We start from the raw sequence: 12,780 nt of genomic DNA, 5'->3' as shown, positions 1-12,780 counted from the left end.
AAAAAGATTATTTTTTATGCTATAAAAGAAAAAAAGAAACCTTACATATTTTAAACATGTAAGGTTTCAAAAATTATACTTCACTGCATGAAATGTAATATCCTCCACGAGCCATCTTTATTTCCGCACGATACAATACTTCTTCTAAGTAAAAAGTTATCGGTTTTACTTTACTCTCAAATTTAAGTTGTTCATTACATTCAGCTGCATAACTTTCAATAGCTGAAGTAATAACTTCTCCCGATGGATACGTTAAAGCATCATCTAGTTCTATGAAAAAACTTTTAGAAAATAATTTTTTCATAATCCCTTTCTTCTCTTTCATCATATTCCATCCACTTCAATTTAAAGTTACCAACATCCATATTATACCACATCATCAATTTATCTTTGAAAATAAAAAAATCCTGCATTTTTCATGCAGGATTTTTTATTAGTCATTTTTCGTAAAGTAAGAAACGAAACGAAGAATTTCTAAGTATAACCAAACTAATGTAAGCATTAGTCCCATTGCAGTGTACCACTCCATATATTTCGGAGCTTGACTACGTACACCATTTTCGATTAAATCGAAATCTAGTAATAAGTTTAGTGCAGCAACTACGATAACAACTGCACTAATAATAATACCGATTGTACCGCCTTGGTGAATGTACGGAACCGTTACACCAAACATGTTTAGTAGAAATACGACTAAGTACATAACCATAATTCCAAGTGTTGCTGCCATCACGCCTGTACGGAATTTATCCGTTACTTTTACTACACGTGTTGCATATAACACTAACATTGCAAATAGAATTGAGATTGTTAGTAAAACAGCATTTAAAACGATAGAATCGCCAAATTTCATTGTATAAACCGCTGAAATACTACCTAACACAACCCCTTCTACTGCTGCATAGATTGGTGCACCAAAAGGTGAAATACGTGGGAAGAACATAGATGCAAATGCGATGATTGCCGCAACGATTAAAGCGCCAATTAATACTGGCATCTTCATCGTACCCTCTATCATCTGTATGTATGAATAGACAGACGTTGCAAGTAGCAAGATAAGCATAATAAACGTTTTGCCTACTGTTCCGCCAATAGTCATCGCAGAAGCACTTGCTCCCTCTTTACGGAATGCCTCTTTTTTCAACATTGGATTAGATGTTCTCATTTTTTCCCTCCTAAAATAGGTTCTACCAATAGTGTAAAGTTTTTCTCTTTACTTTTCAATATATGCAGCTTGTTTTTATTTTAATCCTTCAACAATGTCCGATAGTTCACTCCATCTTTCCATCGTTTTTTCTAGCTCTTCTTCTGTTTTCTGCTGTGCTTCAGACAATTCTTGCGCTTTCGTAAAATCAGAACCAACATTCGCAAGCTCTTCTCCAATTGATTCTAGCTTTTCTTCAAGTTCCGCAATTGTATCTTCAATAGTTTCCCATTCGCGCTGCTCGTTATATGAAAGTTTACGCTTACGTTGTTGTTTCGGTGCTTCTTCCACTACTTTTTTCTCTTTCTGTACTTCCGCTTTCTCAATAAGTTCTCTCGTTTTTTCCATTTCTAAATAATCAGTATAACTACCTAGAAATTCACGCACTTCTCCTTCTCCCGTAAAGATGAATAATTCATCTACTACTTTATCTAAGAAGTAACGGTCATGTGATACAGTTAAAACGACACCTGGGAAATCTTCTAAATAATCTTCTAATACAGTTAATGTTTGTGTATCTAGATCATTCGTAGGCTCATCGAGTAATAGTACGTTCGGTTCTCCCATTAATATACGTAATAAATATAAACGTCTTCTTTCACCGCCAGATAATTTGCCAAGCGGTGTACCATGTGAATGCGGCGGGAATAAGAAACGTTCTAACATTTGAGACGCACCAATTACTTTTCCGTCTGTCGTATGAATGACTTCAGCGATTTCTTTAATGTATTCAATCATACGTTGATTTAAATTCATCTCTTCATTTTCTTGCGTATAGTAAGCGATTTTTACTGTTTGCCCAACTTCAATTTCACCACTATCAGGAGATATTTTACCTGCAAGCATATTTAATAGCGAAGATTTCCCGCTTCCATTCGCTCCAATAATTCCGATACGATCGCCTGGTTTCACGATATGATTGAAGTTGTTTAATACTGTTTTATCGCCAAATTTTTTCGTTACATCTTTTAACTCAAGTACTTTTTTCCCAAGGCGACTACCGCTAAGCGCAATATCAACTGACTGTTTTGCAGCTGGACCTTCTTGACCTTTTAACTCTTCAAATCGTTGAATACGTGCCTTTTGCTTAGTCGAACGAGCTTTTGCACCACGGCGAATCCATGCTAATTCGCGGCGATATAAGTTTTGACGTTTTGATTCTTGTGCAAGTTCTTGTTCTTCACGAAGTGCTTTCGCTTCTAAAAACGTACTGTAATTCCCTTCATAACTATACAGTTTTCCATTGTCTAATTCGAAAATACGATTCGTCACACGATCTAAGAAATAACGATCATGAGTTACAAGTAATACTGCACCTGTGTACCTTGCTAAATATTCCTCTAACCACTCAACTGTCTCATGGTCAAGATGGTTCGTAGGCTCATCTAAAATTAATAGATCCGGTGTTTCAATAAAACACTGCGCCATCGCAATACGTTTTTTCTGCCCACCTGATAAATTTCCAACAGTTGCTGTGAAATCCGTAATTCCTAGTTTCGTTAATAACGATTTTGCATTCGCATTTGCTTCCCACGCACTCATTGCGTCCATACGTTGTTGCACTGCAAATAACTGCTCTTGCACTTTCTCATTACTTGGATCTTTTTCGATATGTAATAGCGCCTTTTCATAATCACGAAGAAGACGAATTAAAGGTGTATCACCATGGAAGACTTGTTCTAATACTGTTAGTTGTTCATCAAACTCTGGTTGCTGTGATAAATAACTAATTGTATACCCACGTGAATGAGTCATATCACCTGTGTCAGGAATTTCTGCCCCTGCAATAATTTTTAATAACGTTGATTTACCAGTACCATTTACACCAATAATTCCGGCACGTTGTCCTTCTGCAATACTAAATGATAATCCATCAAATAACGGTTTCTCTCCATATGATTTTGATAAGTTTTCCACAGTTAACATTTTCATATTTGTGCATTCCACTCTTTCATAAATTGTTCAATAAACTGTTCCATATAACGATGACGAACTTCAGCCTCTTGTTTTGCTGCATTCGTATTCATTAAGTCTTTTAGTTTTAAAAGTTTTTCATAAAAATGATTTAAAGATGGGTCATTATTTTTTCTATATTCATCTTTCGTCATCACTTCACGAGGAGGAATAGTTGGATCATACATTAGTCTCCCTTTCGCCCCGCCATACGCAAATGTGCGAGCTATTCCAATTGCACCAAGAGCGTCTAAGCGATCTGCATCTTGAACAATCTTCCCTTCAATTGACTCCACTTTACCGCCATGACCACCTTTATAAGACATATTGGCGATAATATGAAGAACATGCTTACTTTCCTCTTCTTCAACATGTAACTCTTCTAACCAATCAGAAACTTTTTTCATTCCTGCTTCTTCACTTTCATTTAACTTCTCATCTGCCACATCGTGAAGTAATGCTGCCATTTCAATTATAAAACGATTTCCTCCTTCTTGCTCGGATAAAGAAATCGCCAGTTTATGTACACGCTCAATATGATACCAATCATGCCCACTCGCATCTTTTTCTAAAATATGTTTTACAAAAGTAATTGTTCTTTCTATCTTTTCTTGTTTTGTCATTTTATCTTCACCCAGTTACTTATTGTAACACGCCCGCATTTTTTCATCACATATTTTCTTGTCCGCCCATACACTAGGTGGTAGGCATCATCATGAAGGAGGAATAAATATGTTCTATAATAATCAACCGCCTTACCCACAACAACCATTTTACCCTCAGCAACAAGAACAAAGATATACAGAACAATATGAAGAACAAGAGCAACAATATGAACAAAATCCATATGCAGCGCCACAAACTCAAGAACAACAATTTCAACAAAATCCATATGACACACGTCCAAGTTACGAATATCCTCAAAATCCATATGCAGTACCACAAACTCAAGAGCAACAATTTCAACAAAATCCATATGTAGCACCGCAAACTCAAGAACAACAATTTCAACAAAATCCATATGTAGCACCGCAAACTCAAGAACAACAATTTCAACAAAATCCATATGTAGCAGCACAAACTCAAGAACAACAGTTTCAACAAAACCCATACCCAACTCAGCCACAACAAACTCAAGTACAACAACAAATGTATCAACCAAACTACGACGCACGTGTCTCACCACCTAAACCGCCAACATTAGATATTACACAACCACAAATTTTACCGCCTGGACCAACACTGGATATTACACAGCCTCAAATTTTACCACCTGGACCAATTACAGAACCAACGCAACAACAGATTCAACAAGTTGTCGGTACACAGTTCTTACCTTTAAAGAAACCTGTACTAGATTTCGTAAAACCTTGGGTAGATTACGGTTTAAATGAAGCAAAACATACATCACATAAACACGCTTTAACAGAAGTTGCTGCCATTATGTTTTTAGTTGGGAAAGGCTTTAATCCAACGATTGCACATTATATTGTGGAATCTTGGGAGAAGAATGAGCAGTTTTAGTTTTATGCTATATAAAAAGATAAAAGTGCCACAAATGTCTGCTGTACAAACATTTGTGGCACTTTTTATTTTTCACGTTATATCTTTTCTAAAATAGTATTAAATTAATCTTGTCTTCCGCTCTTCTATCCGAATTACTTTTCCACTTTGATATACAAATGATTGTTCACCAAATCCACTTTTGGGTGGTTCTATTAGCTGAACCTGACCATTTTCAACAATATATATTCCGTTTATTTCTAAATCAATTTCAGCTGTCATTTCAACAAGATTTTCTTTTCTAATTCCCACCAAGATTACTCCCATATGTTATTATTACTTTGTCGAAGTAAGTGGTTTTATTCATCCACTACGTGAGTAAAGGTGTGAAAATTTTTGAGTAATATGAATAAAAGCCGAATTGAAATTCTAAAAATGAAAGCAAAAAGAACTGGTAGTAGAAAAGAACTCGTAGACGAACTTTCTAATATTGTTACAGTTTCTATGGACTCATTTATGGATCCAAAATCTAATGATTTATTTTGTAAAGACTTATTTAACACGCTAACACAAACTTCAAACATAAAAAACTTTGGTAGCACTAATTATGAAGAAAACAGAAGACTATCAATAGTACTGTTAAAAGAAACAGCTAAAACCATTAAATTTCCAGTTGATCAAGGGAGGCTCTTTTTCTCTAAGGGTGGTAAAATTGAAGCAGTTAAACTGAACATTGGTGAAGTATTTGAGAATTTAGAAGAGTTATCAACCATATCAAAATTTCTAACTGGATATGCAGATTTTGTATTAGTTGGGGATGATTTAGAATTCGGGATCGTTATTGAGCGCACTGAATATCACTACGAATTCAGTATGTGGGGCGTATCCACAATATGAAATACGAAAATACAAAAGACCACTTCAAAATGAGAGTGGTCTTTTTATTACTTTATCTATCAACCTTTTCAAATGATTCATATCAACACTTTCTTTTAAGACCTTTTCTTCCTAGGACCTATAATCAATTTAATCGCCGTTCTTTCTTGATCATTAATAGTAACCTCTTGAAATGCTGGAACAAAGGCTAAGTCAATACCACCTGGAGCAACAAATCCTCTTGCGATTGCAATTGCTTTAATCGCTTGGTTTAATGAACCCGCTCCAATCGCTTGAATTTCTACATTTCCACTTGTTCTTAGTACACCTGCAATTGCGCCTGCGACTGAATTGGGGCTTGATTTTGAAGATACTTTTAATATATTTTCCATGTAAGTTGCTCCCTCTATTATTTAATTACTCTTTTGTTACCGTATAAAATATTTCAACGTATCTTTAACTACTATTCACACCAAAAGCAAACAATACTACATATGTACATTCATTCGATACTTTTTCTCTTCTTCCTGCCGTGCTACGTAAATAAAGGTCAACGACTCCAAACCTTATATATACAAATATTTAAAAGATATAAATTCACTTAAACAATCACATCATTGTAACTGAAGATACTCGTTTTACTTTTGCAGGTGCAATTACAATTTAAAAAGCATCCCTGCTACATTTCAAGAATTCTCTACCAAATACTTAACCTTTGTGCCTTCAAAAATTCCCATTATACCTTTCTGTTAATCTAATAAACATGAAAAAAGTACCGAGCTCTTCTATTACAAAAATTCGGTACTTTTTTCTCATTCTTTCTTATTTCTCCACATAAACCGACTTAACGATTGTACGATTATATGGTTGTCCTTCTTTATTCATCCCTTTTATATCCATCGTAACGTTATATACTCCTGGTTGCTTTATGTCCTTCAAAGCACCAGTAAATGTATTGTTATTCACATTTTGTAATTCATTATATTCAGAGACTAGTTTCCCTTCTTTATTCACGACTCTTACTGTTATGGAAAGATTTCCTTTCATTTCAGGTGCCATAGGTGATTTTTTCAGTTTATACTCAGATTTATTTGCTTTTACTTTTGTAGGCATTTGAAGAACAAATGGTGCGCTATTCTTGTAATCGCTTACAACTAAATATGCATCTTCCGACTGCTTCGCCATCATTTTAACTTTCCATTCTCCTACATCCATTTTATCAAATTTAAATGTTTTAATTGTCGCGCCACCAAAGAAAGATTCATCTTCACCAGTAGTTATAACACTATCCTTATTTGTATACACTTTTCCTTTTGGTGATATCATTTGTACTTCTACATCCGACGAAGCAGTTAATATAGAAACAATTCCTTCTGCCTTTTTATCAACCGCAACAGTTTGCTCTATCCACTGATTTTGTGGCAATTCCCCTCCTAAAATGCTTTGATTTGAAGTTGTATTTAATTGTTCTATATTTTCATTTGAACTAGTGCTGGATGCTACTAAAGCTGGAACCGGTACATTTGCTGTACGTAAATACGGTTCAATTCGTGAGAACACAGCAGATCCTTTTCGTATATTATCATGATCAAATCTAGAATCTGTAAATAAATGCGTTCCATACGGCAGCTTAGCACTCCACTCATTTACTAGTCCATCATTTGAACCGTATGATGACAAATATAATCCACCCATTGATAACGCCGAAAATACAGGGCCCCAGCTAGTCCCAGTAACTGTATAATAACGGTTTAATTTAGCTGCTGGATTATTATCAATCGTTGAACGAAATTTTGCCATTTCGCCCATTTGTAATGAATACGTACCATCATCTTTTTGACCTAATATAGAAGCAAGCCATCCTGCCCACCAACTATATGATAAATCCGCTAAGTTTGATCCATGATGTGGCGTCGCAAGTGTAATAACATTTCCGACAAATCGATTTGCCCCATATTCTACTAATGCAGCTTGTGTATCGATACCACCTTTACTATGTGCTACAATATTAACTTTTTTACCGAAATGATTATATATTTCTTCTAATTTTTGTGCTAACAATTTTCCGTTATCCCACTGACTAGCTGACCCTTTCCCAGCAGCATCATATAATTGTATAAATACTGTTTGATAGCCTGCTTTCAAAGCATAGTCATACATATCATTCATATCGTGATATACTGTCTTTCCATACCAACTATCAGCATTCCCATTCCTTCCTTGCACAAAGAGAATTGGAGGCTTACTTTCATCATAATTAGCAGGTTTTTGACCTAAAAACCATTCTCCAGGTGTAAAGACTTCTTGATCTGGAAAGCCTGTTTTAAGCTCTTTTACAACTTCTGCTCGCACATTTGTGCTAATCATTGGAACCATGATAAAAAATACAATTAGTAAGGCAACACATCTTCTCATCAATCGCATGTTACTCCCCCCACATTTTTTGAAAGAAGGCGCTCGTTGTAATATTTTTTATCTTCTCTCTTAATACTAGATAATCTTTGTACTTAAACAAGACCCTGTCCCTATTCTTAAGAGATTACTAGTCCCCCTTCTTCCTTAACACACGTTATTCTCTTTGTTTCTATCTCTTCCTTTTGAGTGAATGCTACAAAAAAGTTTCTCAACAATTGTTAACTTTACTGAATCTAATATCCCCCAATTATTATTGTTTATATAAAGCATACAAATCTTGAAAAAACTTTAGTAAAAAAACACTTTATTACCAGCTAGTTATAAAAAAAGTTAATGAATATATGTGCTTTTATTTAATTAAATACAAACTAAACAAAATAGAAGCTAATATTGTAAGACTTTCCTATCATTAAATATTAAACTGAATTTTATGAATAGATACTAATATTTCCAGAAACATATATTATGATAATTTTCGCAGACTTGAATTAAACTTTTAGAAGTACTAACCTATTGGTGAGCAGAAGAAAATTCTGTAAAAAGAAAGGAGAATGCTTTGTGATGACCGATTTACAAAAGGAGTTTTTTAAACGATTAAAAATTCCTGCAAAAGAAATAACATTTGATGATTTAGATGCAATTCTCTTAAAAATGGGATTGATTCTCCCCTATGAAAATCTCGATATTATGGCTGGTACTATTAAAAACATCTCAAAAAATAACTTAATAGAAAAGTTACTTATTCAAAAACGAGGCGGTCTTTGTTATGAATTAAACTCCTTATTGTATTACTTTTTAATGGATTGTGGATTTCAAGTATATAAAGTAGCTGGTACTGTTTATGACCTTTATGATAATAAATGGAAACCCGATGATGGTCATGTCATTATCATATTACATCATAATAATAAAGATTATGTTATAGACGCCGGTTTTGCCTCTCATCTACCTTTACATCCAGTCCCTTTTAACGGAAAAGTCATCTCTTCTCAAACGGGTGAATATCGAATTCGCAAACGAATTACCCGAAAAGGTACACACATTTTAGAAATGAGAAAAGGAGCTAACGGGGAATCTACAAATTTCTTGCAATCTGAACCTTCAGATGAATGGAAAATAGGCTATGCCTTCACTTTAAATCCAATAGATGAGAAAAAGGTTAATAATATCCAGAAAATCATTGTAGAACATAAAGAATCTCCTTTTAATAAAGGAGCTATCACTTGTAAATTAACTAATTATGGTCACATATCATTAACAAATAAAAATTATACAGAAACCTTTAAAGGCACCAAAAATAAACGTCCAATAGAATTAAAAGATTATGCTCGCATTCTTCGTGAATCTTTTGGAATAACGCAAGTGAAATATGTAGGAAAAACACTAGAAAGAGGTTAGTTGACTAAAAGTATTTCATAATAAAGCAGATTCCATATTTAGAATCTGCTTTATTTTATATTTTGTTATAAAGAAATTTGTTTTGCTCTTATCCTTTAATTTTCAATGATATACTCATCATCATATTTATCGTATTGGAGCCCTGACCCTATTTTTGATTCCGTAACTTGATCTCTTAAAAACGGTGCAGCTTCCATCTTGCTAGTTGCAATTTCAATTCCATATTTCTTCGTTAAATGGGCTAATTCTATTAAAAACCACTCTCTTCGCAATGTAACTGGAATATCAAATGTCCTTCTTTTCATATATAATAGCACCTCTTTAATTTTCATAACTTAAAAAACATTATAGTATATGCATGTCCATTTTAAATGTGCTATTAATAAAATATAATTTTAGTTTACATAAAATTATTATGTAATAGTAGAAAGAGGCTTGTCCTCCTCTTTCTACTGCAGAGATTTAAATTAAGAACATCTTGGTACACCGAAAGCTAAGAATAAACCTGCTACTCCCGCTGTAATCGGTACTTTCAAAGTAATTACATCGTCTACCTTCGTTACTAGAAAGTAAGCATTACCTTCTTGTAACACACAATTCACTAACAATTGAAATTCCATTCAAATCTCCTCCTTTCAATCGATATACTATACTTTATGAATTCTCTTTAAAAACGTAATAGGAAATATATCTATTTTTCCTTATATACAAAATAAATGTTTATAAGTCTATTAAAAATATTAATTTTCTAAATTTATATAAATCGTGTAATATCCAGTAAGTTCCTATATAATCAATAATGAAAATCTTACAAATGGAGGTATAAAAATGGCAATTTTGAGTAATATTGGTGCAGCTTTATTTTTTATTGCTTTTATTCTTTTAATCTTATGTATTATTTCATTTTTCAAGAAAAATGGAAAAGCAACACAGTATGGTCGTCCTACTGTTATTCTTTTTATGATTTCGATTATATTGATGGTAACTGGCTCAACAAATTCAGAACATCCAGTCATCGAATTTTTTACTATTTTAAGTTTCATTTTATTTATTTTCTTCCTTGTACTAGCAATCTTATCTGTAATTAAAAAGACAGGTGTAGCAAAAAAACAATTTATTATCACTGCTATTTTATTTGTTATTTTTGGTGCGTTATCAAGTATTTCAAATCCTACTTCTGAAAAAACGACAGCAACTAGTAAAAAAGTTGCTTCTAACACTACAGAACAAAAAGATAGCGACAAAAAAGAACTAGAAAAAAAAGAAGCAGACGAAAAAGCTCAAAAGCAAGAAGATGAGAAGCGTCAAGCCGAGGAACAAGCTCGTAAGCAAGAGGATGAAAAACGCCAGGCTGATGAACAAGCTCGTAAACAACAAGAAGAACAAAAACGTCTTGCTGATGAACAAGCTCGTAAACAACAAGAAGAACAAAAACGTCTTGCTGATGAACAAACTCGTAAACAACAAGAGGAACAAAAACGCCAGGCTGATGAACAAGCTCGTAAACAACAAGAAGAACAAAAACGCCAGGCTGATGAACAAGCTCGTAAACAACAAGAAGAGCAAAAACGCCAGGCTGATGAACAAGCTCGTAAACAACAAGAAGAGCAAAAACGCCAGGCTGATGAACAAGCTCGTAAACAACAAGAAGAGCAAAAAACACAGCAAACTCAAACACAACCTGCTTCAGGAAATACTAGTAGTGCATATTACAAAAATTGTGCCGCAGTTAGAGCTGCTGGGAAAGCTCCCCTATATAAAGGACAACCAGGTTATGCCTCACATCTTGATCGTGATGGCGATGGAGTCGCATGTGAAAAATAGCAATAAAAAAGAAGCTTCTAGTAAGCTTCTTTTTTATTATTACGTATAAGATCTAATTACTCTTCCATTCTTTTAAGCCCTATATCAATTCAAAATGGCATCTTATTTTTTAAATACTTGTACTATTAACCATTAACTGGAGCAATACTCCAATTAATGATTTCAATATTTTTCACCTCCACTTTTCCTTTGACAAGAACATGTGGAATTAAGTGAAACATCCCAAATCTTCTACCATTTTTGTATTCATCTCTATAATATTCTTTGGTGCAGGTATTTAATTGCTTTAATTCTTTATATTCATTAAAATTGATGAATTCTATTTCACATTCTTTTAATTCGCTATTTGCTCCACCCCAATTGTGCTTTGAGTACTTGTATATTGCCATACACTGACCCTTCAGTGCGCTAATAGGAATTTTATAAAACAATTTATTTGTATGAATGTTTACTCCTATTTCCAACAATACTTTATAAATCTCATAAGGATGCAGTGGTAAAAAATGCACGACATCATTCCATAAACATTCTAGTTTTGGTATTTTACGTGTTAATAAGTTCTCTCTTTGAGTATGATCTTTATATTTTTGTATATACTCACGATATAAATTTGGATATACCCTTTTCAATTCATTTAATGGGATTAAATATTCTCCTTTTAGTTCTTCTGGTACCATATGATAAACATATTCCATAAAAACCTCCTATAAAAGATATACTTCCTATCCCAAAATTCTTCGCCATCTTTTCTATAATGTCCTCTGTTGAAGAATAATCCTATTATTCTCAAATCAGACACATAATAAGTGATTTCAATCACCACGTTGTTTTTCATTTATCGCTATTCTTAATTTAGATATTACATTTAAACTTTATGGAGGCATTCATATGGAACATACATTTACTGAAACTTCTATTGTCGGTGAGATTGTTACACAGTTTCCGAAAGCTAGTGATCTTTTTAAATCCTATAGAATAGATTTTTGTTGTGGCGGTAATAAGCCACTTATTGATGCAATTCATGAAAGAAATTTATCAGCTACTGAAGTAATTACAGAGTTAAATACGCTTTATCATAATACGAAACGATTAAATGAATCTGAAATTGATTGGAAAAATGCTTCTTATCGTGAATTGATTGATTATGTAATTCATAAGCATCATCGTTATTTAAATGAAGAGTTACCACAGTTAAGTCCTTATGTGACGAAAGTATTACGTGTTCATGGAGCAAATCAGCCGCATTTAGCTAAAATTCATAAGCTATTTCATGAACTTAAAATGGAATTAGAACAGCATTTAATTAAAGAAGAAACAGAAGATTTCCCATTAATTTTAGAATTTGAAAAAAATCCAACTGATGAAAACTATGCAAAGTTACGTAAAGTAGTAGATGAACTAGAAAATGAACATAACCACGCTGGCAACATTATTAAAGAGCTTCGTAAAGTTACACATGACTTTACTCCTCCAGAAGGAGCTTGCGGCACTTATCGACTTGTTTACAATCGCCTTGAAGCGTTAGAGTCTGATTTATTTGAGCACATTCATGTAGAAAATAATATTTTATTTCCACGTGCCATTACGAGAGCGTAAATAAAGTGCAG

The 12,780-nt window shown here is 33.6% G+C and carries 15 protein-coding genes; 5 read left to right on the top strand and 10 right to left on the bottom strand.

Annotated elements, in window-relative coordinates:
• Nucleotides 1–73: 73 nt before the first annotated feature.
• The 4 genes from PDQ40_RS03685 to PDQ40_RS03670 all read right to left on the bottom strand — a co-directional run bounded on the left by PDQ40_RS03685 (nt 74) and on the right by PDQ40_RS03670 (nt 3,780).
• Nucleotides 74–328: a DUF4318 domain-containing protein gene (locus PDQ40_RS03685; protein WP_000975123.1), complete on the bottom strand. Its 255-nt coding sequence runs from the start codon at nt 326–328 to the stop codon at nt 74–76.
• A 105-nt stretch (nt 329–433) separates the two neighbouring features.
• Nucleotides 434–1,165 carry a Bax inhibitor-1/YccA family protein gene (locus PDQ40_RS03680; RefSeq protein WP_001260642.1) on the bottom strand — a complete coding sequence of 244 codons (732 nt, stop codon included), beginning with the start codon at nt 1,163–1,165 and terminating at the stop codon, nt 434–436.
• A 75-nt stretch (nt 1,166–1,240) separates the two neighbouring features.
• Nucleotides 1,241–3,136, bottom strand: a complete 1,896-nt coding sequence (locus tag PDQ40_RS03675) for an ABC-F family ATP-binding cassette domain-containing protein (RefSeq protein ID WP_000783207.1) — start codon at nt 3,134–3,136, stop codon at nt 1,241–1,243.
• On the bottom strand, nt 3,133–3,780 hold the full coding sequence (locus PDQ40_RS03670; RefSeq protein WP_000165948.1) for an HD domain-containing protein: 648 nt from the start codon (nt 3,778–3,780) through the stop codon (nt 3,133–3,135). Before PDQ40_RS03670 ends, PDQ40_RS03675 begins: the two co-directional genes overlap by 4 nt.
• 109 nt (nt 3,781–3,889) lie before the next feature.
• Between PDQ40_RS03670 and PDQ40_RS03665 the strand changes: the two genes are divergently transcribed.
• Complete coding sequence (locus tag PDQ40_RS03665; protein WP_048556866.1) at nt 3,890–4,681, top strand: hypothetical protein; 792 nt, start codon at nt 3,890–3,892, stop codon at nt 4,679–4,681.
• A gap of 99 nt (nt 4,682–4,780) precedes the next feature.
• Here the strand turns inward: PDQ40_RS03665 and PDQ40_RS03660 are convergent, their stop codons facing one another.
• On the bottom strand, nt 4,781–4,972 hold the full coding sequence (locus PDQ40_RS03660) for a DUF3954 domain-containing protein (protein ID WP_000512846.1): 192 nt from the start codon (nt 4,970–4,972) through the stop codon (nt 4,781–4,783).
• Between the two features lie 84 nt (nt 4,973–5,056).
• Between PDQ40_RS03660 and PDQ40_RS03655 the strand changes: the two genes are divergently transcribed.
• Nucleotides 5,057–5,557, top strand: a complete 501-nt coding sequence (locus tag PDQ40_RS03655; protein WP_000069081.1) for a YxiF family protein — start codon at nt 5,057–5,059, stop codon at nt 5,555–5,557.
• A 95-nt stretch (nt 5,558–5,652) separates the two neighbouring features.
• Here PDQ40_RS03655 and spoVS read toward each other — a convergent pair whose 3' ends face one another.
• Both spoVS and PDQ40_RS03645 read right to left on the bottom strand, forming a co-directional pair.
• The gene (gene spoVS, locus PDQ40_RS03650) at nt 5,653–5,928 is read right to left on the bottom strand and encodes a stage V sporulation protein SpoVS (protein WP_000427804.1); all 276 of its coding nucleotides are present in this window, start codon (nt 5,926–5,928) and stop codon (nt 5,653–5,655) included.
• Nucleotides 5,929–6,358: 430 nt separating this feature from the next.
• On the bottom strand, nt 6,359–7,960 hold the full coding sequence (locus PDQ40_RS03645) for a lipase family alpha/beta hydrolase (protein ID WP_001238723.1): 1,602 nt from the start codon (nt 7,958–7,960) through the stop codon (nt 6,359–6,361).
• Between the two features lie 549 nt (nt 7,961–8,509).
• Here PDQ40_RS03645 and PDQ40_RS03640 point away from each other — a divergent pair.
• A complete protein-coding gene (locus PDQ40_RS03640; RefSeq protein WP_000988051.1) occupies nt 8,510–9,349 on the top strand; it encodes an arylamine N-acetyltransferase family protein in 840 nt (279 codons plus the stop codon).
• 95 nt (nt 9,350–9,444) lie between these two features.
• Here the strand turns inward: PDQ40_RS03640 and PDQ40_RS03635 are convergent, their stop codons facing one another.
• On the bottom strand, nt 9,445–9,654 hold the full coding sequence (locus tag PDQ40_RS03635) for a hypothetical protein (RefSeq protein WP_000830253.1): 210 nt from the start codon (nt 9,652–9,654) through the stop codon (nt 9,445–9,447).
• A 162-nt stretch (nt 9,655–9,816) separates the two neighbouring features.
• A complete protein-coding gene (gene exsG / locus PDQ40_RS03630) occupies nt 9,817–9,969 on the bottom strand; it encodes an exosporium protein ExsG (protein ID WP_000395675.1) in 153 nt (50 codons plus the stop codon).
• Between the two features lie 208 nt (nt 9,970–10,177).
• Between exsG and PDQ40_RS03625 the strand changes: the two genes are divergently transcribed.
• Entirely contained in the window at nt 10,178–11,173 is a 996-nt protein-coding gene (locus PDQ40_RS03625; protein WP_270691238.1) for an excalibur calcium-binding domain-containing protein, read from the top strand.
• Nucleotides 11,174–11,298: 125 nt separating this feature from the next.
• Here the strand turns inward: PDQ40_RS03625 and PDQ40_RS03620 are convergent, their stop codons facing one another.
• Nucleotides 11,299–11,868, bottom strand: a complete 570-nt coding sequence (locus tag PDQ40_RS03620) for a hypothetical protein (RefSeq protein WP_000456963.1) — start codon at nt 11,866–11,868, stop codon at nt 11,299–11,301.
• 193 nt (nt 11,869–12,061) lie between these two features.
• Here PDQ40_RS03620 and ric point away from each other — a divergent pair, with 193 nt between their 5' ends.
• A complete protein-coding gene (ric, locus tag PDQ40_RS03615; RefSeq protein WP_000401354.1) occupies nt 12,062–12,769 on the top strand; it encodes an iron-sulfur cluster repair di-iron protein in 708 nt (235 codons plus the stop codon).
• Nucleotides 12,770–12,780: the final 11 nt, after the last annotated feature.

The sequence above is a fragment of the Bacillus cereus group sp. Bc061 genome (assembly GCF_027715825.1).
In the GTDB taxonomy this organism is placed as follows: Bacteria; Bacillota; Bacilli; order Bacillales; family Bacillaceae_G; genus Bacillus_A; species Bacillus_A paranthracis.
The sequence above is the reverse complement of the archived record's forward strand: the minus strand, read 5'-3'. Positions and strand labels throughout refer to the sequence as shown.

Coding starts and splice junctions, on each gene's coding strand:
- PDQ40_RS03685 (WP_000975123.1), bottom strand. CDS start 328: ATGATGAAAGAGAAGAAAGGGATTATGAAAAAATTATTTTCTAAAAGT.
- PDQ40_RS03680 (WP_001260642.1), bottom strand. CDS start 1,165: ATGAGAACATCTAATCCAATGTTGAAAAAAGAGGCATTCCGTAAAGAG.
- PDQ40_RS03675 (WP_000783207.1), bottom strand. CDS start 3,136: ATGAAAATGTTAACTGTGGAAAACTTATCAAAATCATATGGAGAGAAA.
- PDQ40_RS03670 (WP_000165948.1), bottom strand. CDS start 3,780: ATGACAAAACAAGAAAAGATAGAAAGAACAATTACTTTTGTAAAACAT.
- PDQ40_RS03665 (WP_048556866.1), top strand. CDS start 3,890: ATGTTCTATAATAATCAACCGCCTTACCCACAACAACCATTTTACCCT.
- spoVS (WP_000427804.1), bottom strand. CDS start 5,928: ATGGAAAATATATTAAAAGTATCTTCAAAATCAAGCCCCAATTCAGTC.
- PDQ40_RS03645 (WP_001238723.1), bottom strand. CDS start 7,960: ATGCGATTGATGAGAAGATGTGTTGCCTTACTAATTGTATTTTTTATC.
- PDQ40_RS03635 (WP_000830253.1), bottom strand. CDS start 9,654: ATGAAAAGAAGGACATTTGATATTCCAGTTACATTGCGAAGAGAGTGG.
- exsG (WP_000395675.1), bottom strand. CDS start 9,969: ATGGAATTTCAATTGTTAGTGAATTGTGTGTTACAAGAAGGTAATGCT.
- PDQ40_RS03625 (WP_270691238.1), top strand. CDS start 10,178: ATGGCAATTTTGAGTAATATTGGTGCAGCTTTATTTTTTATTGCTTTT.
- PDQ40_RS03620 (WP_000456963.1), bottom strand. CDS start 11,868: ATGGAATATGTTTATCATATGGTACCAGAAGAACTAAAAGGAGAATAT.
- ric (WP_000401354.1), top strand. CDS start 12,062: ATGGAACATACATTTACTGAAACTTCTATTGTCGGTGAGATTGTTACA.